Source organism: Sphingomonas sp. URHD0057, from assembly GCF_000620665.1.
Classification (GTDB): Bacteria; Pseudomonadota; Alphaproteobacteria; order Sphingomonadales; family Sphingomonadaceae; genus Sphingomicrobium.
Map to the genome: position 1 here is coordinate 89,589 of NZ_JIAU01000006.1, position 23,008 is coordinate 112,596.

The window sequence follows — 23,008 nt, forward strand, 5'->3', positions numbered from 1 at the left end:
CAAACCGAACAATGGCCGGGAGGAAACTCCCGGCCGTTTTCTTATTGGGCGGGGATTGGCGGCAGCGGCACCTTGAACTGCTCGGCCTCCTCCGAGCCCTTGGTCGCATTGCCCTCGCTGTAGCTGTGCGCTCCCGCGCCCGCGAGCCTGCCGCCGTCGACGATCAGATATTCCTCGCGGATCGGCCGGCCTTCGAGGAAGCATTCGAGGATCTCGCGCGTGCCGGCCGCGTAGCGGGCCTGCGCCGACAGCGTGGTACCCGAAATGTGCGGAGTCATCCCGTGATTGGGCATCGTTCGCCACGGATGGTTGCGCGGTGCCGGCTGCGGGAACCACACGTCCCCGGCATAGCCTGCCAGTTGCCCGCTCTCGAGCGCGTCGGCGACCGCTTCGCGATTGGCGATTTTCCCGCGGGCCGTGTTCACCAGATAAGCGCCGCGCTTCATCCGCGCGATCATCGCCGCATCGAACAGATTTTCAGTCTCCGGATGCAACGGCGCATTGATCGTCACGACATCGCAATGCGGCACCATATCCGCCGCGCTGTCATGGAAGGTAACACCAAGCTCGGCCTCGACCTCCGCCGGCAGGCGATGTCGGTCGGTATAGTGCAAATGGACGTCGAACGGCTTGAGGCGCCGCAGCACCGCGGAGCCGATGCGGCCCGCGGCCACGGTGCCGACATGCATGCCTTCGATGTCGTATGACCGTGCGGCGCAATCGGCGATGTTCCAGCCTCCAGCCTTCACCAGGTCCCACGACTGAAGATAATTGCGGGCAAGCCCGAGGATCATCATCACCACGTGCTCGGCGACGCTGATCGAGTTGCAGTAGGTGACCTCGGCAACCGTGACCCCGTTCTCGATCGCCGCTTGCAGGTCGGTATGATCGGAGCCGATCCCGGCCGTCACCACCAGCTTGAGATTCCGGGCTTTGGCGAACCGCTCCGCCGTCATGTAGGCCGGCCAGAACGGCTGTGAGATGACGACGTCGGCGTCGACCAGCTCGCGCTCGAATTCGGAGTCCGGCCCGTCCTTGGCCTCGGTGACGATCAGTTGGTGTCCCCCGGCTTCGAGGAATTTGCGCAGGCCCAATTCACCGCCGACGCTGCCGAGCAACTGGCCGGGCTGGAAGTCGATCGCATTGGGAGTCGGCAGCGTCTGGCCGTCGGGATAGCGCTCGATCGTCGGCAAATCATCGCGCGGATAGCTTGTCGGATACCCGTCAATCGGATCGTCGTAGAGGACGCAAAGTATCTTCGCCATGAGACGCACCTTTCTTGCTCGCTAGGGTGCGCGCGGAAACGCTCGACAGACTCACTGGCGCGTTGGACCTTCGGGGGCGCCTCTACCAGTTTTTCAGCTGTGCCGCACCGTTGAGCGCGCTGGAAGCGCCCGGCAGCATGGCGCCAATGTTCGCCACGGGTGGGAAGCGGACAGGCAAGTCAGAAATTCGGTTCGACCTGGTCGAATCGGCACACGACGCGATGGCCTGTTGCGGTTGGCCGCACGAGGATGGCGGCAGGCTGATTTTCAAAGTTAGTCGGTTGAGCGAGAAGATACACGCGTCCCCGTATTTTCTGGGTGTCGAAGTGGACGTAGCGCCAGCTGACGTCGGGGTAGAGACCGGGCTGGCCCCCGGAGATCAGGTGCCATCCCACAGGTAGTTTCTCGGTCGGGAAGCGAGCCGGATCGTCGATCATCTCGTCTTTGAGGATCGGTTTGGCATCGGCCGTCGCCGGTGCAAGAAAAATCAGATCGCCATCGAAATAATGATTGTCCGCGCTCCAGCTGATCAGCTTTCGCCGAACGCCGGTTTCGACCTCGATAATCGCCTCTGCCCGAGGAGGCTCAGCCGGTTTTAATTTAGTGCCGAAGATCTTCGCGCTGTCGACCATCGCGTAGCTCTCGGGCCAGTCCTTGCGGTGAATGCGCAAAAACTCCTGGCAGAGTTTCGGCTCTGGTGATCCGGACATCACCAGCCGCGTACCAACCGCAAGTTTACTGCCCGGTGGCGCATATTCGACGTGATCGATTTCGTAGCGGTCAAGTCGCAGCGGGTTGTCGCTGCATTTGATCTTGCCCTTCTCGGGCGCATCGGAACTCGCAGCGACGCGGCAAATGGTCAGCCGGTCGGGGCGGATGACGACGGCGATCGTCCACGGAGTCTCGCCATCCCCATATCCCGGCTTCCATTCCTTGCGCGAGAGGACCTTGTGCCTCGCGATCCACAAGCTGAAGAAAGCAGGGGGATCGCCGCCGCCCATGCCGTAGGCGTAGGCCTGCCTCTCGCCGCTGCGGGCGCGGATCGTCCAGCCGTTGGCCATGGTGCAGTCGTGTCGCTTTGACCGCCGCTCCGCCGACAGGCCGCCATCAACGCTGCTCGGCAGGCGGCGATACACCGGAGCGTCCCCGTTCCACGCCATTGCGAAGCGAACCAGCGCGACGTTCGCGCCTTTCCGGCAGACAACTTCTTCGTGAAGGTTAACCTGGTCCGCCCACGCCGTACCGGGCGCGACCGCAAGGACAGCCGTGAGTCCAACGGCACTTAGCTTTACTCGGCTGTTCATCATTGAAGACTTGCAGCTTTCACCACGGCCCGCAACGCGTCGAAAATAGCCTAAACAAGCATGAAATGGCCGAAACACGGACATCGGAGCTGCCTTGCTAATGTCCGCAATGGCTCGAAAGCAGACATTCGGCGACACCGTCACCAGAAGCGCTGGATCGCGATCGCGGGGGTCACCGACGACTGCGTGTTGTGGCCCTTGGGAACGATCCAGACGCCGAAAATCGCGCCGGCGCGTGGGCTCCAATTATATTCGACCGCGGGGGCGAAGCCGATGTTCCAGCTCCTCGGCGACGTCCGCCGAACCAAAGGGCCATCGGGCCCGTCGCGGCCGGCGACTTTGGTCTTGCTCCATTGATCACGCTCGATGTCGAACGCCAGCACCCATTCGTTGGTCAAGGTATATTCCGCGCCGAGAATCACGGTCGTCTTCGAACCCGGCCTGGCATGCCCGCGGAAGTCCGCACCGGTCCCATAGGTGCTTCGGCCGGAGACGTCGGTGCGCAGCGGAAAGTCCTTGAGGACGTTGATCCGCCCGCGGAGCAGGCGGCCGCTCTTCAACAGGAAATATTGCTGGACGTTGATGCCGATTTCCGGCGCGAATGAGCCCGAGCCATGGCCGCTCTTGGGCGCGCGGAGATGGTCGCTCTTTCCCGTCGGAAGCTTGAGGTTCGTGACCAGCGCCACGCTCGGAACGCGATGATCCGCGGTGAAATGGGAGAGCCGGACCTGCGACAGTAGCTTGAAGTCTCCGATCGCGACGTCGCGGTTGTATTTCTGCGTTCCGAGCGAGAAGAACGGCTGCATGCCGACGGTCCAATCGTCGGTAAGCCCATATTGATAGAAGCCGCTGGTTCCCGGGTGATGATCCCCGCCCGAGATCCCGTCGAAGAAATAGGGCTCGGTGTAGAAATGCCCTTGGGGCAGCGTCTCGGCGTTCGAGGCCAGCAACGGTCCCGTCCAGCGCGCGTCCTTCATCGCTTCGCGCAGGCGCTCTGCTTTAGAGTCCGCCGCTGAGGCAGCGGTCGCGCACGTTAGCGCAGCAGCCAAGACGGGCACCGCGAGCTTCATCCCAATCCCTCCACACACTTCAGTTATGGAACGGGACTAGCAACCCGACACTGTCGCCGCTTCCGCATCCACGCTGTCAAACCCGGGGGAACAAAAGCAGACCTTTGACGCACCACGCCAATAGAATTCGTGAGGTATCCCATAAAACGAGCCAAGGTCCGCTTCGCAGCACGGCCGTGGCTGTCCGTCGAATAGGGATTTCGTGTCCCGCGATCCTGCTCAAAGCGATTAGCGAGTTCGAATAGGGGGGAAGCCGTGTTGCGCACGACAATCGTCTGCTGTCTCGCGCTCGCGGCATCCGCCTCATCAGTGCCGCTGGCAGCCGAGACGCCAATCCCGACCGCCGTCATTGCCGATCCGCCGCCCGATCCCGCGCATATCCCGCGAATGATCGTCGCGCCGATGCCGACCGGCGGCATCGCCATCCCGGCGATGTTCTACACCGCAGCCGACAGCGGGAAGCATCCGACGATGGTCATGTTCACGGGCATGCCGGGCGCGGAAATGAACAGCGACCTCATCTACGCCGTCCGCCGCGCCGGCTGGAACGTCGTCGCCTTCCATTATCGCGGCTCGTGGGGCAGCGGCGGCGAGTTCAGCCTGACGCATTGCATTGAAGATGGCGCAGCCGCCGTGGCCTGGTTGCGCAATCCTACTCCCGATGTCGCGCCCTTCGTCGATCCGGATCGGATCGTCCTCGCCGGGCACAGCTTCGGCGGGTGGCTCGCGGCCTACACCGCGGCGCATGATCCGAAGGTCATGGGCGCTGCGATGATCTCCGCGGCGGACATGGCGGCGCCTCCCGACACGCCGCGGGCCGATCTGGTCAAATATCTCGATGGTTGGGTTCACGTCGGCGGCATGCAATTGCTCAACGCGAAGGCCGACGACCTTGCGACTGAGGCGCTCCGCGACGGGGCAAGCTGGGACCTGTCCAAGATGACTGACGGCCTCGCCGGCCATCGTCTTCTGGTCATCACCGCCAATGACGGTCTCGGTCCGTCCGCCGACGCGGTCGCCACCGCGGTATCGGCAAAGCCGGACGCGAGGGTCACCAAGGTCCATTTCGAGACCAACCATGGCTATAACGACAAGCGCATCGCCCTCGCCGGAGCGCTCGTCACCTGGCTCCAAGGCCTGCCAGGGCCGCGATGATGCCGGGCCTCGTCGCTGCTCGCGACCGTTCGTCGACTAATTGCGCGTGGGCGAACCAAGGCGCTTGCCGCGCATGTCCGAAAGTTGAATCGTGCCGCGCTTGATCCGGAGGGGACCTTTTGTGACTCGATCCCGCATGCTTTTCGCTGCACTGCTCGCCGCCGCCAGCTTCCCGGTTCCGGCGCAAGCCGCTCCGGCGTCCGCCCCCAATCGCTATTTCACCGGCGCCGATTTGTTCAACCTCGAGGTCGCGACCGACCCGCAGATCAGCCCGGACGGGCGGACCATCGCCTATGTCCGCAAATCCAACGACATCATGACCGACAAGGCGCGCCAGACCATCTGGCTGGTCGACGTCGCAACGGGCCAGCAGCGTCCTCTTGTCGCCGGCGCTGGAACCTATTTCACGCCGCGCTGGTCGCCGGACGGCGCCCGCCTGGCCTATGTCGGGACAGACGGCGGCGCGCCGCAGCTGTTCGTGCGCTGGATGGCGAGCGGTGACAGCGCGCGCATCACCGGCCTGCCCGACAGCCCCGACAGCATTGCCTGGTCGCCCGACGGACGGCGCATCGCCTATGGCATGTTCATTCCCGATGACGGCGCGCACCTCGGCATGGCACCGGCCAAGCCGGAGGGCGCCAAATGGGCCGACCCGCTGCAGGTCATCGACGCGGTCACCTACCGCTTCGACGGCGCCGGTTACTTCAAGCCGGGCTACACCCAGGTGTTTTGGGTTCCGGCCGACGGCGGCGCTCCGACGCAACTGACCTTCGGCGCGACCAATGCCGGCGGCCCCGTCGCCTGGACCGCCGACAGCCGCGCGGTCCTGTTCAGCGCCGACCTTTCCAAGGACTGGGAGCGCACCATCAACGAGAGCGAAATCTATCGCGTGAGCCTCGATGGCGGCGCGCCGGTTGCGCTGACCAGCCGGCGCGGACCGGATGCTGCGCCGGCAGTATCGCCGGATGGGCGGCAGATCGCTTATGTCGGCTTCGACTATGACGGTCGCGCGTCGCAGCAGGCGCAGCTCTCCGTGATGAATGCCGACGGGTCAAACCGCCGCGTGCTGACGGCGAACTTCGACCGCAACGTCACCAACCCGGTATGGGCCGCGGACGGCCGCTCGATCTACGTCCAGTATGACGAGCGTGGCAGCAATCGCGTGGCCCGGGTCGGCCTCGACGGCTCGGTCCGCGACGTCGCGACCGGCCTCACCGCCAGCGGCCTCGACCGCCCCTACAGCGGCGGCGAGTTCAGCGTTTCGCGCGGCGGTGCTGTAGCGGTGACCGCCGGCGATCAACTCCACCCATCCGACGTCGGCATCGCGTCAGGCGGTTCGGTTCGGCGATTGACCCATCTCAACGAGCAGCTGTCGGCCAACGTCATGGGCCAGCCACAGAAGCTCAATGTTGTCTCGACCTACGACCAGCGCCCGATCGACGCCTGGATGATCATGCCGCCCGACTTCGATCCGGCGAAGACCTATCCGCTGATCCTCGAGATCCACGGCGGCCCGCAGGCAGCGTATGGGCCGGCCTTCTCGACCGATCACCAGCTCTACGCGGCTGACGGCTACATCGTCCTCTACACCAACCCGCGCGGGTCGACCTCTTATGGCCAAGCATTCACCGACCTCATCGAGAAGGATTATCCCGGCCACGATTACGACGATCTGATGAGCGCGGTCGACGCGGCGATCGCTACCGGCCACGTCGATCAAAACAATCTCTTCGTGACCGGCGGCTCGGGCGGCGGCGTTCTCACCGCCTGGATCGTCGGTAAGACCAACCGCTTCCGCGCCGCGGCGAGTCAGAAGCCGGTGATCGAGCTTGCCAGCTTCGCGCTCACCACCGATTTCGCGGCCGCCTTCACGCCCGGCTGGCGCAAGGAGCGGCCGTGGGAAGACCCGCAAGGCTACTGGAAATATTCGCCGCTGAGCCTGGTCGGGAACATCAAGACGCCGACCCTCGTCGTCGTCGGCAGCGACGACTACCGCACGCCCGTCAGCCAGGCAGAGCAGCTCTACATGGCCCTGCAGCTGCGCAACATCCCGACGGCACTGGTGAAAGTGCCCGGGGTTGGACACGGAGCGATCGCGTCGAGGCCCAGCCAGGCCGCGGCCAAGGCGAGCGCGATCCTCGCCTGGTTCGACCGCTACCGGGCGAAGACCGTGGCGAGCTCGGTACCACTGGGACAAGGAACTTCCGCGGTCACCGCCCGCTAGCTATCGCGCCATCGCAACCTTTTTGCCTGCCGGCCGTCCTAGGCCGGCGGCGTTCGCACCGCTTTGGGGAGAGAAGTGAAGTGAAATCCTGGCTGTTGGCGAGCACGCTCGCATTTGTCTCTATCCCGCTGTCCGCCGCCTCGACCGACGGCTTCGACCCGCAGCGGCTGTCCCAGCATGTTCAGACGCTCGGCTCCGACGCATTCGAGGGCCGCGGCCCCGCCACCCGGGCCGAGACCAAGACCGTCGCCTACCTTTCGCAGCAATTCCAGGAAGCAGGCCTGGAGCCCGGCGGCGATCTCGTGAACGGCCGGCGCAAGTGGACTCAGGACGTGCCGCTGCTTCAGTCCGACCTCGTCGGCGATCCCGCGGTCACCGTTCAGACTCCGGCCGGCGCGATGCGGCTGACGCAGGGCAATGAGATCGCCGTAAAGTCACCGACGAATGGCCAGAGCCAGATCAGCCTGGCCAACGCCCCGCTCGTCTTCGCCGGCTACGGCGTGTCCGCGCCGGAGCGCAACTGGGACGACTTCAAGGACCAGGACATGCACGGCAAGGTCCTCGTCGTGCTCGTCAACGACCCCGACTTCGAGGGCGGTGAAGGCGCTTTCGGCGGCAAGGCGATGACCTATTACGGCCGCTGGACCTACAAATACGAAGAAGCCGCGCGGCTCGGCGCTGCCGGCGTCATGATCGTTCACGAGACCGCGCCGGCCTCCTATGGCTGGGCGACGGTCAAGAACTCGAACACCAACACGCAGTTCGACATCGTCCGCCAGAACCCGACGGCATCGCACACGCCGTTCGAAACCTGGATCCAGCGCGACACCGCGGTGCAGCTGTTCAAGAATGCCGGCCTCGACTTCGAGGCGGCCAAGCAGGCCGCCAGGCGCCGCGACTTCCAGCCGATCGACCTTAAGTCGACGGTGAACGTCGCCGCCACCGCGAAGATTGCGACCATCACTTCGCACAATGTCGTCGGTATCCTGCCGGGCAAGAAATACCCGAACGAGACGGTGCTCTACACCGCCCACTGGGACCATCTCGGGATCGGCAAGCCCGACGCCACTGGCGACACCATCTACAATGGCGCGATCGACAACGGCACCGGCCTTGCCCAGCTGATCGAGCAGGCGCGCGCCTTCGCTCACGGACCGCGGCCCGATCGCTCGGTCGTGTTCATGGCCGTCACCGCCGAGGAGAAGGGCCTGCTCGGCAGCGAATATTACGCGACCCACCCGCTCTACCCGCTCGGCCTCACCGCCGGCATGATGAACACCGACGTGCTCGGCGTCCTCGGACCGACGCGCGACTTTACCGTTCGCGGCAACCAGAAGTTCGGCCTGCTCGACATCCTGGTTGACGAAGCCGCCAAGCGCGGCCGGCGCTACACGCCCGACCCGCATCCGGAGACCGGCGGCTTCTACCGCTCCGACCATTTCACGCTGGCGAAGGTCGGCGTGCCGGCGCTCAGCTTCGGCTCGGGCCAGGACCTGGTGAATGGCGGCGTCGCCCGGGCCGAGGCGTGGTCGGCCAACTATACTGCCACGATGTACCACCAGCCGGCCGACGAATATTCGCCGGATTGGGACTTCACCGGGATCGCCGCCGACGCCGCCTTGCTTCATTCGGTCGGCTTGCGGCTCGCCAATTCGCACGACTGGCCCAACTGGTCCGCCGACAGCGAATTCCGCGCCGCCCGCGACCAGAGTGCCGGCGAGCGCGGCGAAGCTCCTGCGCCCGCTTCCGCCCCGGCTCAAACGCCCCAAAAGGGAGAGCGCGGTTGAGCGAAACGCTCGAGCCCGCCCTTCCCGATCATCTGGATGAGCAGGCCGAGCGGCTGATGCACCGCCTGTGCGACCAAGGCCTGACGGTCGCCACCGCGGAAAGCTGCACCGGCGGGATGCTGGCCGCGCTGCTGACCGACATCGAGGGTGCGGGCCGCGGCTTCGACCGCGGCTTCGTCACCTATACTAACGAGGCGAAGGCCGAACTGCTCGGCATCGACCGCGAGGTGCTGGCGCAGAATGACGCCGTCTCCGAAACCGCTGCGCGGGCCATGGCGGAAGGCGCGCTCGCCCGCTCGGTGGCAGCGATCGCCGTCGCCGTCACTGGCTTTGCCGGCCCCGGCGCACCGGACCAGGAGGAGGGGTTGGTGCATTTCGCGCTCGCCCGACGCGGTCAGCCAACTCGGCACCGCGAAGAGCATTTCGGTCCGATCGGCCGTGGCTCGGTGCGGGTGAAAAGCCTGAAAACGCTGCTGGAGATGCTTGAGCACGCGCTTCAAGGGGAGTAGTTCGCTTTTTGTTCTCACCAAGGAGTCGCGCAATGGCAGACCTGACCTTCTACACCCATCCCCAGTCGCGCGGGCAGACGATCCGCTGGATGCTCGAGGAAGTCGGCGCGCCCTACGACGTCGAAGTGCTCGATTACGGCGCCACGATGAAGGCCGAGCCCTATCTGTCGATCAACCCCTTGGGGAAGGTCCCGGCGATCAGGCACAAGGGCAAGGTCGTGACCGAGGTGGCGGCGATCTGCTGCTATCTCGCGGACGCCTTTCCGGAGGCGAACCTCGCGCCCCCGCCGCCCGAGCGCGCGGACTATTATCGCTGGATCTTCTTCACGTCGGGTCCGGTCGAAGCGGCGTTCAGCAACAAGGCGGCGGGCTGGGAACCGACCCCGGAGCGCCAGCGTATGTTCGGCTACGGCAATTTCGATCTCGCCATCGACACGTTCGAGAAGGCGATTGCCGGCAAGGACTATATCGCGGCGGACCATTTCACCGCGGCGGACCTGTTCGTCGGTGCCAACGTCAACTTCATGCTGGCGTTCAACCTGCTCGAGCCGCGCCCGGTGTTCGTCGACTATGCGCGGCGGACGACCGACCGTCCGGCCTACCACCGCGCCAAGGAGCTCGACGCGCAGTTGATCGCCGAGATCCAGGCGCGCCAGGCGCAGACCCCGCAGCCGGCCTAACTCGCTCGTCATTGCGAGCGCCGAAGGCGCGTGGCAATCCAGGCTCGCGCACTGCTGGATTGCTTCGCTGCGCTCGCAAGGACGGAGGCCGCAATGGACGACACCACCCGCCAACACGGAATCACCCTCTACGACCGGTTCACTCACGAAGGAACCGACCGCCGCGCGTTCATGGCGGAGATGGTCAGGATCGCCGGTAGCGTCGCCGCGGCGGAGATGCTGATCGCGGGCATCGCCGCCGCCCCTGCTGCGGCCGCGCAGGTTCCGGAGAACGACCCGCACATCTTCACCCGCACGCAGACGCTGGCCGGAGGCTACAAGGCCTATGTCGCCGAGCCGCGGACGCGCTCGCTCAAGGCGACGGTGCTGGTGATCCACGAAAACCGCGGCCTCAACGACCATATTCGCGACGTCGCCCGACGGGTCGCGGTGGCGGGCTATCGCGCAGTGGCTCCCGACATGCTTTCGCCCTCGGGCGGCACGCCGGCGAACGAAGACGCGGCGCGCGACGCGATCGGCAAGCTCGATCTCGGCAAATCGGTCGACGACGCCGTGGCGTTCGTCGACGAGCTCGCCAGATCGAGCCGCGGCGGCAAGGTCGGAGCGGTCGGCTTCTGCTGGGGCGGAGGGTTCGTCAATCGGCTCGCGGTCGCCGCGGGCGGGAAGCTGGCTGCAGCAATTCCCTATTACGGTCCTGCGCCCGATCCGGCCGAAGCCCCGAAGGTCGAAGCCGCGATGGAGTTCCACAACGCCGGCCTCGACGAGCGCGTGAACGCGACCTCATTCCCGTGGATCGCAGCGCTGCGAAATGCCGGCAAGACGGTGAAGTTCTTCCTCTACGACGGCGTCAATCACGCCTTCAACAACGACACCTCGGCCGAGCGCTACAACAAGCCGGCCGCCGATCTCGCCTGGAAGCGCACGCTGGCCTTCTTCAGGCAGCACCTCGGCTAGGCCCGACACCCGGAGCAGTAGAGCCAGCAGACGTTCTCGACGATCCGATCGATGAACGCATTATCGAGCGGCCGCGCCGAGATGAACTTGCGGAACCAAAGCGGCCCGGCCGCCGAAGTGAACAGCTCTTCGCGGTCGATGTCGTCCGGCAGGTCGCCGCGCGCGATCGCCGCCGCAAACATCGGTTCGAGTTGCGCCATGCGCCCGTCGAAATAATCGCGCGGATAGTCCGCGTTCGGATCGGCCTGCATTCGCGCGGCGATCGCCATAACCGCCGGACCAAGTGGGCTGTCAAGCGCGTCCGCGAGCTTTCGAAGAACCGACCGCAAGTCCCTTTCGAAGCTGCCGCTCAGGTCGGCAACCACGTCGTCCCCGGTCTTGGCGACAATCGCATCGATGATCGTCGTCCAGCGGTCGGGAAAGCGGCGGTAGAGAGTCGAGCGCTGCACGCCGGCCCGCTCGGCAATGTTGGCAAACGTGCAGGCCGGGAAGCCGCCCTCGATCGCCAGCTCGATCACGGCGTGACGGACACGTTCGGTCACGTCCGCCGTGCGCCCGCCCGGCCGCTGATTCACACTTCGCTTGCCAACTGTTGACTCCATGACACTCTTCTACTAACGCACCATTTGTTGCATTAACAGGGTGCACTCCCGAATGTCCATCAAAATCAAGCGGCGCGCCGCCGGCGCGCCGTTTTCGTCGTTATTGTACGTCCGAATATGAGCGTGGCCGGCGACCGGCCGCGCGTGTTGATCACCGGTGCCGGAGACGGCGCCGGCTTCGCGTGCGCCTGCGCGTTTGCGGAGCGGGGCGCGGAAGTGATCCTGTGCGACATCGACGGCGTGGCGCTGACGCGCGCGAACGACTTGGTAGATGGCTTTGCGCGCTACTGCGACGTCGTCTCGGAGGCGAGCATCGCCGTGTTCGCCGCGGAAATCGCGGACACCTTCCCGTCCCTGGATGTCATCGTCAACGCGGCAGGGCGGGGCTATGTCCGCTCGCTCGGCATGATGCGCGTGAGCCAAGCCCTTCTGCCGCTCGTCCGCCGCGCTCGTGGGCGCCGTTTCATCCTCAACGTCGCGCCTGCGGGCGGCTTCGCCCTGAAGGAGTCGATGTTCCCATATGCAGGCTCCCGCGAAGGCTTCCAGCGGCTGTCCGACGCGTTGTCCGACCAGGTGGTCGGCACCGGCATCTGCGTTCTCGCCGTAACTCCGAGGCGGCGGCTCAATGCCCATCCGCCGGCGAGCGATCAGCCCTATTTTCTTGAACGCGCGGATGACAGCGAATTGGCGGAACGGATCGTTCGCACCGTGGCCGCTTCAAGGCCCGGTTGGCGGCATCATCGAGTGCAGCCATTCAATCGCCGTGCGTAAGACACGTTTGCGACCCGCGAGCTTTACCGGGAAGTCGGCGTGCCGACACTTCGAAGGTTATTTCTCCCGAAACGACACAATCTCCACGATTTAATCCGCCAATTCCTTGACTTCTTCGGTTTGCCGGTCAGCATCGCGACTCTTGCTCGGGCAAGGTAACGGAGGGAAATCAATGGGTTTGCGTAAACTTGGGGCACTTGTGCTCGGACTCGCACTGGGCCTCATCGGCACCAGTCCGGCCACGGCGGCCAGCAACGTCGCCATCGAACGGAGCGGTAATACATTTCACAAGGCGGCGTGTGCGCACGGGCAACCGTTCGGAAGGGCGCGCTGCTTCGCTCATGTCGTCACCGACTCGGCGGGTCGCACCAAGACCTTCCAGCCGACCGGACGACCGAACTTCAATTTCACCGGTTACACCCCGGCGGACCTGCGCGCCGCCTACAAGCTCACCGGCAGCGGCAGCTCCGGTTACACGGTCGCGATCGTGGACGCTTACGGCTATCCGAATGCGGAAGCGGACCTCGCGGTATATCGCGCTAAGTACGGGCTGACTCCCTGCACGACCGCCAACGGCTGCTTCAAGAAGGTCAACCAGAGCGGCGTCGAGGGCAATTACCCGGCGACCGACGTGGGTTGGGACCAGGAGCAGGCGCTCGATCTCGACATGGTGAGCGCGGCTTGCCCGAACTGCCGCATCCTTCTCGTTCAGGGGACGGACGCATTGGTTCAAAATCTTGCGGCCGCGGTCAACACCGCTGCCGGGCTGGGCGCGAATGCGATCTCCAACAGCTACGGCCTCGCGGAAAGCAGCGGCCTCAGCAGCTATGACAGCGCCTATCATCATCCGGGGCTGGCGGTGACCGTAAGCACCGGTGACTCCGGCTACGGCGTGCAATTCCCGGCCAATTCCGCCTGGGTTACGGCCGTCGGTGGAACCAGCCTCAGCAAAGCCTCGAATACCCGCGGCTGGAGCGAGACCGCATGGAGCGGAGCCGGCAGTGGCTGCAGCGCGATCACTAGCAAGCCGACCTGGCAGACCGACGCGCTGTGCGCTCGTCGCACGGTTGCCGACGTCTCCGCGGTTGCGGACCCGAACACCGGCGCTTCGGTATACGGACCGACCTCGTCAACCGCGAGCGGCTGGATGATTATCGGCGGAACCAGCCTGTCGGCACCGTTCATCGCCGGTGTCTACGGCGTCAATGGCGGTACCGCGAACTCCGGATCGGACCCGTACGCTCACTTGGGCGCACTGTTCGACGTGACCAGCGGGAGCAATGGTCGCAACTGCGGCAAGACCTACTTCTGCACCGCGGGCGTGGGCTATGACGGCCCGACCGGCCTCGGAACGCCGAACGGCTCAGCGGCCTTCTAAGCGTACGAAAATTCAACTTTGGGGGGCGTCCGTCCGGGCGCCCCCTTTCTTTTAAGTCAGCACCTTTTCCATCCGCACCAGCGGCACCCGAACGCCATCGACCGGCGCGCTCATCACCGGGTCGACCTGGACGTAGCCGCAGGCCTCGTACAGCGGCACTCCGGCCATCGTCGCCATCATCGTCGCTTTCCCGAAGCCGGCGCGCACTGCCGCTTCCTCGCACAGCCGCATGACCAATCGCCCGACCCCCTGCCGCGCAAAATCCGGGTCGGTGTACATCGCCCGGATGCGGGCGGCGTCGATCGCCGGGTCGAGCGCGTCAGGCTCCCGCGAGACCATGCTGTCGTCGCCGCCGTAGAGGGTCGAGCGCCAGCTCCAGCCGCCGCAACCGGCAATCCGGCCCTCGCACTCGATCACGAAGTAGGTCCCGTCCTTAATCAGCTGCGTGTCGAGCCCCATTACACTATGGCTCACCCGCACCTGAGCCGAGGTGAGGAAACCGGTCTGCAGCGTTGCGATGGAACGGCGCATGACCTCGCGCAGCGCGTCGAGGTCATCGAGGCTCGCCAGGCGGTGGGTAAAGCCCGCCATCGGCTCAATACCCTTCGACGTCCCCAAGGTTGAGGCGCGGATCGATCGCCCCGTACAGCGTCTGACTGCCCAGCGGCTTCGCCCCGATCGCCGGCGCGCCGACGAGGATCGCGGCGACCTGGTTGCCGTAGTCGATCGGCACCACCTTGTGGCCCATCGCCTCGAGCCGCGCGACGGTGTCGGCGCTCAGGGCGAAGCGCTCGTAGCCAATCTCGTCGGGCAGCCATTGGTGATGGACCCGCGGCGCATCGACCGCTTCGGTCACCGTCATCCCGAAGTCGATCATGTTGCTGATCGTCTCGATCACCGCCGACGGGATGCGGCTCCCGCCCGGGGTCCCGACCACCATCGCCAGCTTGCCGTCTTTGGTGACAATGGTCGGAGTCATCGACGACAACGGCCGCTTGCCCGGCGCGACGGCGTTGTTGGGACCTTCGACCAGGCCGTACATGTTGGGCGCGCCGGGCTTGGCCGAGAAATCGTCCATCTCGTCGTTGAGCAGGATCCCGGTTCCCGCCGCCGTGACGTGCGCGCCGAACCAGTCGTTCAGCGTATAGGTCAGCGAGACCGCATTGCCCTGCCGGTCGACGATCGAGAAATGGGTCGTGTTTTGGCCCTCCCCGCTACCGCCGATTCCGCCGAGGCTCGCCGACGGTGTCGCGCGATTGGGGTCGATGCCTTGGCGAAGCGCGGCGGCGTAACCCTTGTCGATGAAATGGGCGGTGTCGACGGTGACGAAGCTGGGGTCGCCGAGGTTCAAGTTGCGGTCGTGGTAAGCGCGCCGCATCGCCTCGGTCAGCAGGTGGGTTCCCGCCGCCGAGTGAAACCCGAGCTCGCCGATCGGATAGCCCTCGAGGATGTTGAGCGTCTCGCACAGCACGACTCCGCCCGAGCTGGGCGGCGGAGCGGAGATCATGTGATAGCCGCGGTAGTCGCACTCGAGCGGCTTGATCTCACGCGCCTTGTAGGCGGCGAAGTCCCTGGCCGCGAGGATCCCGCCGCCCGCTTTGCTCGCGGCGACGATCTTCGCTGCGATCGGCCCTTGGTAGAACGCCGTCGGACCGCCCCTGGCAATCGCCGAGAGCGAACGCGCGAGGTCGGTCTGGACCAGCCGCTGGCCGGGCTTCCAAGCCTGTCCATGGTTGAGGAAGATCGCGGCGCTTGGGCCGTCCTTGCGGAACTCGTCGGCCGCATCGGCGAGCATGTCCGCGTCGCCCTGGTCGAGGACGAAACCTACGCGCGCCAGCCGGATCGCATCCGCCATCAGTGCCGCGCGCGGCCGGGTTCCGTAGCGAACCCGCGCGAGCTCGAGCCCGGCGACCGTTCCGGGCACGCCGACGGCGAGATAGCCGCGGCGGCTGCGCTCGGGCACGGGATTGCCGTTCGCGTCCTGGAACATGGTCGCGGTCGCCTTCGCGGGCGCCGTCTCGCGGAAATCGACGAAGGCGGTGCGGCCGTCGTGGAAACGGACGGTCATGAACCCGCCGCCGCCGAGATTTCCGGCCTCGGGGAAGGTCACCGCCAGTGCATATCCCACGGCGACGGCGGCATCGATCGCATTGCCGCCGGCTTTCAAGACGTCGATCCCGGCCTTGGAGGCAAGGCGGTGGGCGCTGACGACCATGCCATGCTCGGCGCCGACGGGGGTCGGGGACGCAGCTTCGGCTGCCGCCGGTATGGCAAGCGCGAAGGCGGCAACTCCCGCCAGCATCAAATCAAGTCGCTCGCCAATCATTTTTACCTCGCAAAATCGGGAGCAGACCGTCCGGCCAAACATGATCACCCGTCAAGCGCTCAAACTTGTGATCGAATAGGAAAAGGCCGCCCCTTGCGGAGCGGCCCCTTCCCCTTCTCGATCACTCGTTCTTAGCCGCGCTGACCCTTTTCCACTGGCGGAGGAGGGGGCGGCGGAGGCGGGGGAGGCGGCAGCGCCGCGACCGGACAAGCCGCGCCAACGGCGACCATGCTGCCGTCCGCGCAGGTCTGCATTGGCGGCGGCGGCGGCGGCACGAACGCCGGCGGCGGCGGTGTCGATCCGACGAACGGCGCGAACTTTGCCGCAAGACGGACGTACCACATGCCGCCGTTGATCCCGAATGGGCCGCCGAGGCGCGGATAGATCTGGCCGAAGTCGGTGGTCCCCGTCAGCGGGAAGACCGGGTTGATGTCCTTCGTGCTCTTGATCTTGTCCGGGTAGGTATTGAACAGGTTGATCGCACCGACCGTCACGGTGAAGCGCTGCGCGAACGTATAGCTGAGGTCGACATCGGTCGTGAACTTCGCACCGAACTTTTGCGCTTCGATCCCGACGTTGTCGGCATCGACAACCGTCGGGTAATCGACGGCATCCATCCACGATCCGTAATAATTCTCGCGTGCGTTCAAGGTCCATGGACCCCGCGCGAAGCTGCCGGACAGGGTTGCCCGGTGGTTCGGGGCAAGGTGAGCGACGTCGATGATCTGGGCCCTGTTGATCACGAGCGGATCGAAACTGGTGACCTTCGACTTGTTGTAATTGTAGGCGAGGGTCATCGACAGGTTGCCGTCGAACAGCTCGTGCCGCCAGGTACCGACCACGTCGATACCCTTGGTCGACGTATCGAAACCATTGGTGAAGAAGTTGACCGCACCTTCGGCGCCGACCGCGGCAAGCGCCGGCTCGAGGAGGATGTCGGCCGCGTGCACCGTAAAGTTCTGCGTGATGCCGATGCGGTCCTTCACCTTGATGAGGTAGGCATCCGCGGTGAGGGTCAGCGTCGGTGTCGGCTTGATGATGATGCCGGCGCCGTAATTGCGCGATTTCTCCGGCTTCAGAATGTGCGCGCCGAAATATTGCGCGATCGGGCTATCGACCGGGTATGTGCCCGTCTGCACCTGGACGCCGCTGACGAAGTTGGTCGTCAGGATCTCGTCATGCGACTGGCCCGGCGACGGTGCGTGGAAGCCAGTACCGATCGTGCCGCGGAGCGAGACCTGCGGAGTGACCTTGTAGAGCGCATTCAGCTTGTAGACGAAGCTGCCGCCGAATGAATGATAGTGCTCGTACCGTCCCGCGAGGCCCATGCTGAGCGCGTCGGTGATGTCGGCTTCGGCATCGCCGTAAACGCCCCAGCTCCAATCGCTCCAGCTCCCGGCGGCTTCCGGGCTGGTGCCTCCATAGCCGCTCGCGCCCGGGCCCTTGGCCGCGGTGCAGACCGCGCCAGGTGCGGTGCAGTCGGCGCTTGTCCCGACCAGCGCGTAAACCCCGGGCGAGACCTGCGTATAGAGGGGGTGCGGCGTCGCATAAGGCCCGGCGCCGTAGGATTGCACGTCGCCCGCGGTCTGGCCGTAGGTCTCCTTCCGATATTCGGCGCCCCATGCCAGCGTGAGCGGGCTCGCGAGACCGACGTCGATTGGATAGGTCATGTCGAGGTTGGCGTTCTTCTCCTTCTGGCTGAGCGTGCCGAAGTCGAATTCCGTCTGCGAGTCCGGCCCATAGGTGGGGCTCAGCGAATGGTTCATCGACAGCGCGAGCGTGTTCTTGGCGAGCGTACCCGACAGGTCCCAGGTCAGTCCCCCGCCAAGCTCCCCTTTCCAGCCGACCGTCCCCCACCGTTCTTTGGTGATTCCGACGAACCGCGGCAGGAAGCCGGCGGGATAAATGGAGGCGAATAAGAAGGTGTTGCTATCCTGGACAAACCCGCCGGCGGCGCAGGTTGCGCTACTCGCCGGGCACGGGGTCAGATAATATGGGGTAGAGAAAGCGCTATTCGGACCGAAATGGACGGGATTGCCGTCGACATCCACCGCATCGCCGCCGATCGGCGAGCGGTAATTGAAGCTTTCGTCCGCCTTGTTGTAGGCGGCCAGGCCGGTCGCGTAGAGCTGGCTGTTCTCGGTGACGTCGATCCCGGCGTTGACCATCCCCTTCCAGCCGTGCGCCGGCGAAGAGCCCCAGATTTGCACCGGAAGCGGAGCATTCGGCAGCTGGTCGGCAAGCTCTGGATGCTGCTGCGCGAAGATCGCCGCGATCGGACGCTGCCCGCCGCGGCTGGTGCCGTCGTCCTTATACCATTCGCCGGCGACGTCGATGAACCCCGTCGCGCCGATTCCGACGCCCACATTGCCGGCGACTTGGCGGCTCCTGCCGCTATCGAGCTTGGTGTGGCCATGATCGAAGGTCTGGCCATAGCGCGCCTGCAGGTCGATCACGTTGCGGTCGTTGCGCATGACGAAATTCATGACGCCGGCGATCGCGTCCGAACCATATTGAGCGGTCGCGCCGTCACGCAGCACTTGAAGGTTCTTGATCGCGATCGCGGGGATCGCCGAAATGTCGGGACCCTGCGAACCGAACGACAGGCCAGTGTCGCCGCCGGTATAGACCTGGACCAGGGCGGAGCGGTTGAAGCGCTTGCCGTTGATCTGGACCAGCGTTTCATCGCCGGGCAGGCCGCGCAGCGAGGGCGCGCGAACGAACGTCGAAGCGTCGGAGATTGAGTTCGTCGGGACGTAGAATGACGGCACGATGTTCTTGACCGTATCCAGCAGGTTCGCCGTCGGCTGGCTGGTCAGTTCCTGCGAGCTGATGACGTCGATCGGCGAGGCCGAGTTCGTCACCGTGCGGTCGGTACGGCGGGTACCGGTGATGACAATTTCCTCAGTTCGCACCGGAACGGCTTGCGGCGCGGGCGCAGGCGCCGGCTGGACATCCGGAGCCGCGGGCGCATCCTGCGCGGCGGCCGGAGTGGCGATGATCAGCGATGCGAGAGAAGCGGTCGAGACGAGAAGCGACCGGCGGAAGTGCGTCCGAGCGTTGGTCATAGGAAGTCCCCCCAAAAGACCTCGCAACGCCTTTTTTGCGCTGCAACAACAGCATGATTGATAGCCGTTACAAGTCAACAGCGCTGTGCATCCGCCGGCATATGTGACGGGTCCGTGACAAAATCATCACACGAACCAAAGACAATGGCCCCAGCGCGACCACATCGCCGGAGATGAAAAAAGGGCCGGAGTTTCCTCCGGCCCTTCGTTTTTCGGCTGCTCGAGCGTCTAGCGGCGGTCGCCCATGAAGCTGAGCAGGAACTGGAACATGTTGATGAAGTCGAGGTAGAGCGTCAGCGCGCCGAGGATGACGGTCTTCCCGGCCATCTCCGTGCCCTGCACGTAGAAGTACATGCTCTTGATCCGCTGCGTGTCGTAGGCGGTGAGCGCGGCAAACAGCAGCACGCCGATCGCGCTGATCGCCAGCGCCATCGCGCTCGACTGCAGCAACATGTTGAGCAGCATCGCGACCAGCAGGCCGACGACGCCCATGATCAGGAACGTGCCGAGCCCCGAAAGGTCGCGCTTGGTGGTGTAGCCGTAGAGGCTGAGCCCAAGATAGGCCGCCGTCGTCGCGAAGAAGGTCTGCGCGATCGAGGCCCCGGTATAGGCCAGGAACAGCGTCGACATCGACAGCCCCATCAAGCCGGCGAAGGCCCAGAACAGCAGCTGCAGCGTCCCCGTCCGCATCCGCTGCGCGCCGAAGCTCATCGCGAACACGATTCCGAGTGGCGACAAGGTCACGATCCAGCCGAGCGGGCTGAGGCCGCGGCCGGTGGCGCTGATCAGCACCTGCCCGGCATAAGGCGCGAACAGCAGCGCGACGATGCCCGTCAGGAGCACGCCCGACGCCATGTAGTTGTAAACCGAAAGCATGTACGACCGCAGGCCCGCATCGCGGGCGGCGCGTGGAACACCTACCGTGGCGGTATTCACGCCGGTCGTTTGCGGGTCTTGCCAATTGGCCATGTCATCTCCTTTGCCGGGGGCCAAAGTGCCCCTTGCACCCTGAATATATCGTGGATGCGCCGGTTCACTTCAAGCGAATCCGGCACGCCATTGCTCTTGCTTCGTCTCGGTGCGACAAACGACCCATGTTGGGGCGGCTCCTGCGATGGGCGGGAATCCTGGCCGGCGCGGTGCTTGTCACGCCGGCCGGAAGCGTCGCGGCCGCGCCGCAAGCGCCGCGCATCGTCGCCGTCGGCGATCTCCATGGGGATTATTCAGCTTGGATGGACATCGCCCGGGGCGCCTCCCTGGTCGACGCGCAGAACCACTGGGCCGGCGGCCGAACCATCTTCGTCCAGCTCGGCGACATTACGGACCGCGGCCCGGATTCGCTGAAGATCGTCCGCAGCCTGCAGCAGCTTCAAAGCGAGGCGCCCCGCGCCGGCGGCCGGGTCGTCGTCGTGCTCGGCAACCACGAGGCGATGAACCTGCTTGGCGATTTCCGCTACACGACGCCGGGCGAATATGCAGCGTTCGTCGATGCCCGCTCCCCGGCCCGCCGAGAGCAGCTCTACATGCGCCTGCGCAAGCAGCTCGAAGCGACCGCCCGCGCCGCCAATCCCGCGGTCACCCCGTCGCAGGTGCGCGATCGCTGGCTGTCGCAAACCCCGCTCGGCTGGGTCGAGCACCGGCAAGCCTGGAGCCCGTCCGGTGAGCTCGGCCGCTGGGCCCGGCGCAATCCCGCGGTGGCCAAGGTCGGCGACAGCTTGTTCGTTCATGGCGGCCTCAGCGACGAATATTCCCGGCTCACGATCGACCAGGTCAACGCCCGCGTGGCGCAGGCGATGGCCGTGGCGCAGGCGGGTCCTGGCTCGGTCCTCGAAGATCCGCTCGGTCCTTTATGGTACCGCGGTCTTGTGGGCGCAGACGCCGACGCGGCAGCGGCGCGGGCGGCGACCCGAACGCCCACCTTGCCCCGCGATCAGGAGCTGGCGGCGGCCCTTCAGGCCGATGGGGCCAAGCGCCTCGTGATCGGCCACACGCCGAGCCTGGCCGGCATCGTGATCAGCGCCGACGGCAGGCTCGCCCGGATCGATACCGGAATTTCTCGCTACTACGGCGGACCGGTCAGCTGGCTCGAAATCGTCGGCGACCGGATGACCCCGCACACCGTCAGGAGGTCAGGACAATGAGGAACGGCATGCTGTCGGCTGCGGCCGCTCTGGGACTGGCCGGCACCCCGTCCGCGGCTACTGCCCAGGCATCGTCGCCCTTGTTCGCGTCGAACGATCTCATTCACATCGCCATCGCCGCCCCGGTCACCACGCTGATGCGCAACCGCGCCAGCAGCCAGCCGGTAGCCGGCACCCTCACTGATCCGGCGGGCCAGCCTCTTCCGGTCGCTCTTTCAATCAGGAGCACGACGCGGCGCAACGCCGAGGTGTGCGATTTCGCGCCTCTGCGGGTCAATTTCACGGCGCCGCCCTCCCCTAATTCCCTGTTCGCCGGCCAGAGCAAGCTGAAGCTGGTCACGCACTGCGGCAGCGCCCCCGGGGCCCAGCAATATGAGCTGCTCGAATATGCCGCCTACCGGATGCTCAACCAACTCTCGCCGCGCAGTTTCCGGGTCCGCCTTGCGAGCATCGATTACCGGGACGGGAACGGCCGCCCGATGGTCACACGCTACGGCTTTTTCATCGAGGACCTGAAGGACGTCGCCCGCCGCAACGGCCTCAGGCCGGCCCATGCGCCCGAACGAATCCCGGCCGCGGACCTGAGCCCGTCCGACTCCGCGCGCTACGCGCTGTTCCAACACATGATTGCCAATCATGACTGGTCGATGCGCGCCGGCGCCGCGGGCAAGGACTGCTGCCACAATGCCGAGATCATCGGCACCCTTACCCCCGGCGGCGCGATTCCGATCCCCTACGACTTCGACTATTCCGGGTTCGTTGGCGCGCCTTATGCGGTTCCGCCGGCGCAGATGAGCATCAGCAACGTCAAGCAGCGCTTCTACCGGGGATTTTGTGCGCACAGTCCGCAGGCGATGGTGGCGGCACGGCAATTCCGCGCCGCCCAGCCGCAGATGCTCGCCGTGCTTGCCCAGACGCCGGGGTTGGAGCCGCGCGTGCAGCAGCGCGCGGTGTCCTTCCTCAACGGCTTCTTTACCGACATTGCCACCGACGCCGACGTATCGGCCAAGGTGTTGAAGCGCTGCGCCGCCTAAGCCGGTTCGACCGGCTCGGCTGGCTTGTCGGGTGACTTGGCCGCCTTGACCTTGGCCTGCGCGGCGATGTCATTACCGTCGTAGTCGGCAAGGTAGCGCTTCATCCCTTCGCGCTCGCCATATTCGGTCAGCCACAGGACCGCGAAGGTGTAGTTGAGCGCCATGCTGATCACGGCGGCGAGCTCGACCGCACCGATGCCGGCCGACAGGCCGATGGCGACCGCGAGCAGGATGAAGATCGCATCGCCCGAGCTTTTGAGTGAGTTTCGGAAGCGCACCGCGCCGGCGATCCCGGCCAGCGCGAACGCGAGGGCGAGGGAGTTCTGGACGATGATGACGACGCCGGTGACGACCATCGGCAGGACCAGGATCGTGTTGACCAGCGACTGGTCGTAATCCTCGCCGCTGCGCACCGCCATGTAGACCCAGGTGACGGGCAGCGCCGCGAGCAGGGCGCCGACGATTGCAACGACCAGCCAAAACAGGCTCTCGCCCATGTTGCCGACATGCGCGGCGCGAATGGTGTCGGTGCCGTCGAGGGCACTCTTGCTCGGCTGGGTGATCAGTTGTTCGACCCCGCCAATCGGCAAATAGCCGCGAAGGTCGGGCCATATCTTGACCGCAATCAGGATGACCAGGCCGATGATCAGATAATAAGCCGTCAGCTGAACCAGCAATTTCGATGCGCGCATTACTTTCCCCCTGTCCGCGCCTCGCCCCCGGCGCAATGATCTGATGAA

The 23,008-nt window shown here is 65.4% G+C and carries 19 protein-coding genes; 10 read left to right on the top strand and 9 right to left on the bottom strand.

What is annotated here, in order from left to right:
- Positions 1-41: 41 nt before the first annotated feature.
- The 3 genes from N539_RS0104380 to N539_RS15360 all read right to left on the bottom strand — a co-directional run bounded on the left by N539_RS0104380 (position 42) and on the right by N539_RS15360 (position 3,639).
- On the bottom strand, positions 42-1,265 hold the full coding sequence (locus tag N539_RS0104380) for an NAD-dependent formate dehydrogenase (protein WP_028969294.1): 1,224 nt from the start codon (positions 1,263-1,265) through the stop codon (positions 42-44).
- A gap of 179 nt (positions 1,266-1,444) precedes the next feature.
- Positions 1,445-2,572, bottom strand: a complete 1,128-nt coding sequence (locus N539_RS0104385) for a hypothetical protein (protein ID WP_028969295.1) — start codon at positions 2,570-2,572, stop codon at positions 1,445-1,447.
- A gap of 137 nt (positions 2,573-2,709) precedes the next feature.
- Positions 2,710-3,639, bottom strand: a complete 930-nt coding sequence (locus N539_RS15360; RefSeq protein ID WP_051531341.1) for a hypothetical protein — start codon at positions 3,637-3,639, stop codon at positions 2,710-2,712.
- A gap of 255 nt (positions 3,640-3,894) precedes the next feature.
- Between N539_RS15360 and N539_RS0104395 the strand changes: the two genes are divergently transcribed.
- The 6 genes from N539_RS0104395 to N539_RS0104420 all read left to right on the top strand — a co-directional run bounded on the left by N539_RS0104395 (position 3,895) and on the right by N539_RS0104420 (position 10,948).
- Positions 3,895-4,794: an alpha/beta hydrolase gene (locus N539_RS0104395; protein WP_028969296.1), complete on the top strand. Its 900-nt coding sequence runs from the start codon at positions 3,895-3,897 to the stop codon at positions 4,792-4,794.
- A 136-nt stretch (positions 4,795-4,930) separates the two neighbouring features.
- Positions 4,931-7,018: an alpha/beta hydrolase family protein gene (locus N539_RS15365; RefSeq protein ID WP_051531347.1), complete on the top strand. Its 2,088-nt coding sequence runs from the start codon at positions 4,931-4,933 to the stop codon at positions 7,016-7,018.
- A gap of 80 nt (positions 7,019-7,098) precedes the next feature.
- On the top strand, positions 7,099-8,805 hold the full coding sequence (locus N539_RS15370) for a M28 family metallopeptidase (RefSeq protein ID WP_051531349.1): 1,707 nt from the start codon (positions 7,099-7,101) through the stop codon (positions 8,803-8,805).
- On the top strand, positions 8,802-9,314 hold the full coding sequence (locus tag N539_RS0104410) for a CinA family protein (protein ID WP_028969297.1): 513 nt from the start codon (positions 8,802-8,804) through the stop codon (positions 9,312-9,314). Before N539_RS15370 ends, N539_RS0104410 begins: the two co-directional genes overlap by 4 nt.
- A gap of 32 nt (positions 9,315-9,346) precedes the next feature.
- Positions 9,347-9,994, top strand: coding sequence for a glutathione S-transferase family protein (locus N539_RS0104415; RefSeq protein ID WP_028969298.1), 648 nt, complete (start codon positions 9,347-9,349; stop codon positions 9,992-9,994).
- A gap of 93 nt (positions 9,995-10,087) precedes the next feature.
- On the top strand, positions 10,088-10,948 hold the full coding sequence (locus N539_RS0104420; protein ID WP_028969299.1) for a dienelactone hydrolase family protein: 861 nt from the start codon (positions 10,088-10,090) through the stop codon (positions 10,946-10,948).
- On the opposite strand, the gene N539_RS0104425 is transcribed toward N539_RS0104420, so the two are convergent.
- A complete protein-coding gene (locus N539_RS0104425) occupies positions 10,945-11,490 on the bottom strand; it encodes a TetR/AcrR family transcriptional regulator (protein WP_197018338.1) in 546 nt (181 codons plus the stop codon). The two genes, N539_RS0104420 and N539_RS0104425, sit on opposite strands and share 4 nt — an antisense overlap.
- Before the next feature lie 177 nt (positions 11,491-11,667).
- On the opposite strand from N539_RS0104425, the gene N539_RS0104430 reads away from it, so the two are divergent.
- Both N539_RS0104430 and N539_RS0104435 read left to right on the top strand, forming a co-directional pair.
- Positions 11,668-12,321, top strand: a complete 654-nt coding sequence (locus N539_RS0104430; protein WP_028969301.1) for an SDR family oxidoreductase — start codon at positions 11,668-11,670, stop codon at positions 12,319-12,321.
- Between the two features lie 172 nt (positions 12,322-12,493).
- Positions 12,494-13,699 (top strand): S53 family peptidase, encoded by a 1,206-nt coding sequence (locus N539_RS0104435; RefSeq protein ID WP_028969302.1) that lies wholly within the window; start codon positions 12,494-12,496, stop codon positions 13,697-13,699.
- 51 nt (positions 13,700-13,750) lie between these two features.
- On the opposite strand, the gene N539_RS0104440 is transcribed toward N539_RS0104435, so the two are convergent.
- The 4 genes from N539_RS0104440 to N539_RS0104455 form a co-directional block, all read right to left on the bottom strand.
- Entirely contained in the window at positions 13,751-14,290 is a 540-nt protein-coding gene (locus N539_RS0104440) for a GNAT family N-acetyltransferase (protein WP_028969303.1), read from the bottom strand.
- Positions 14,291-14,294: 4 nt separating this feature from the next.
- Positions 14,295-16,025 (bottom strand): gamma-glutamyltransferase, encoded by a 1,731-nt coding sequence (ggt, locus tag N539_RS0104445; protein WP_028969304.1) that lies wholly within the window; start codon positions 16,023-16,025, stop codon positions 14,295-14,297.
- Between the two features lie 131 nt (positions 16,026-16,156).
- Positions 16,157-19,093, bottom strand: coding sequence for a TonB-dependent receptor plug domain-containing protein (locus tag N539_RS15375; RefSeq protein ID WP_197018339.1), 2,937 nt, complete (start codon positions 19,091-19,093; stop codon positions 16,157-16,159).
- A 228-nt stretch (positions 19,094-19,321) separates the two neighbouring features.
- Positions 19,322-20,062 (bottom strand): Bax inhibitor-1/YccA family protein, encoded by a 741-nt coding sequence (locus N539_RS0104455; protein ID WP_028969305.1) that lies wholly within the window; start codon positions 20,060-20,062, stop codon positions 19,322-19,324.
- A 125-nt stretch (positions 20,063-20,187) separates the two neighbouring features.
- Here N539_RS0104455 and N539_RS0104460 point away from each other — a divergent pair, with 125 nt between their 5' ends.
- Both N539_RS0104460 and N539_RS15380 read left to right on the top strand, forming a co-directional pair.
- Complete coding sequence (locus N539_RS0104460; RefSeq protein ID WP_028969306.1) at positions 20,188-21,234, top strand: metallophosphoesterase; 1,047 nt, start codon at positions 20,188-20,190, stop codon at positions 21,232-21,234.
- On the top strand, positions 21,231-22,268 hold the full coding sequence (locus N539_RS15380) for a hypothetical protein (protein ID WP_156029754.1): 1,038 nt from the start codon (positions 21,231-21,233) through the stop codon (positions 22,266-22,268). The genes N539_RS0104460 and N539_RS15380 overlap by 4 nt, the downstream gene beginning before the upstream one ends.
- Here N539_RS15380 and N539_RS0104470 read toward each other — a convergent pair.
- Complete coding sequence (locus tag N539_RS0104470; protein WP_028969307.1) at positions 22,265-22,960, bottom strand: DUF4956 domain-containing protein; 696 nt, start codon at positions 22,958-22,960, stop codon at positions 22,265-22,267. The genes N539_RS15380 and N539_RS0104470 overlap by 4 nt on opposite strands.
- Positions 22,961-23,008 lie beyond the last annotated feature (48 nt).

Excerpts from the sequence above, each read along its gene's own strand:
- N539_RS0104380 (WP_028969294.1), bottom strand. The coding sequence starts at position 1,265 with ATGGCGAAGATACTTTGCGTCCTCTACGACGATCCGATTGACGGGTAT.
- N539_RS0104385 (WP_028969295.1), bottom strand. The coding sequence starts at position 2,572 with ATGATGAACAGCCGAGTAAAGCTAAGTGCCGTTGGACTCACGGCTGTC.
- N539_RS15360 (WP_051531341.1), bottom strand. The coding sequence starts at position 3,639 with ATGAAGCTCGCGGTGCCCGTCTTGGCTGCTGCGCTAACGTGCGCGACC.
- N539_RS15365 (WP_051531347.1), top strand. The coding sequence starts at position 4,931 with ATGCTTTTCGCTGCACTGCTCGCCGCCGCCAGCTTCCCGGTTCCGGCG.
- N539_RS0104415 (WP_028969298.1), top strand. The coding sequence starts at position 9,347 with ATGGCAGACCTGACCTTCTACACCCATCCCCAGTCGCGCGGGCAGACG.
- N539_RS0104420 (WP_028969299.1), top strand. The coding sequence starts at position 10,088 with ATGGACGACACCACCCGCCAACACGGAATCACCCTCTACGACCGGTTC.
- N539_RS0104430 (WP_028969301.1), top strand. The coding sequence starts at position 11,668 with ATGAGCGTGGCCGGCGACCGGCCGCGCGTGTTGATCACCGGTGCCGGA.
- N539_RS0104435 (WP_028969302.1), top strand. The coding sequence starts at position 12,494 with ATGGGTTTGCGTAAACTTGGGGCACTTGTGCTCGGACTCGCACTGGGC.
- N539_RS0104440 (WP_028969303.1), bottom strand. The coding sequence starts at position 14,290 with ATGGCGGGCTTTACCCACCGCCTGGCGAGCCTCGATGACCTCGACGCG.
- ggt (WP_028969304.1), bottom strand. The coding sequence starts at position 16,025 with ATGATTGGCGAGCGACTTGATTTGATGCTGGCGGGAGTTGCCGCCTTC.
- N539_RS15375 (WP_197018339.1), bottom strand. The coding sequence starts at position 19,093 with ATGACCAACGCTCGGACGCACTTCCGCCGGTCGCTTCTCGTCTCGACC.
- N539_RS0104455 (WP_028969305.1), bottom strand. The coding sequence starts at position 20,062 with ATGGCCAATTGGCAAGACCCGCAAACGACCGGCGTGAATACCGCCACG.
- N539_RS0104460 (WP_028969306.1), top strand. The coding sequence starts at position 20,188 with ATGTTGGGGCGGCTCCTGCGATGGGCGGGAATCCTGGCCGGCGCGGTG.
- N539_RS15380 (WP_156029754.1), top strand. The coding sequence starts at position 21,231 with ATGAGGAACGGCATGCTGTCGGCTGCGGCCGCTCTGGGACTGGCCGGC.
- N539_RS0104470 (WP_028969307.1), bottom strand. The coding sequence starts at position 22,960 with ATGCGCGCATCGAAATTGCTGGTTCAGCTGACGGCTTATTATCTGATC.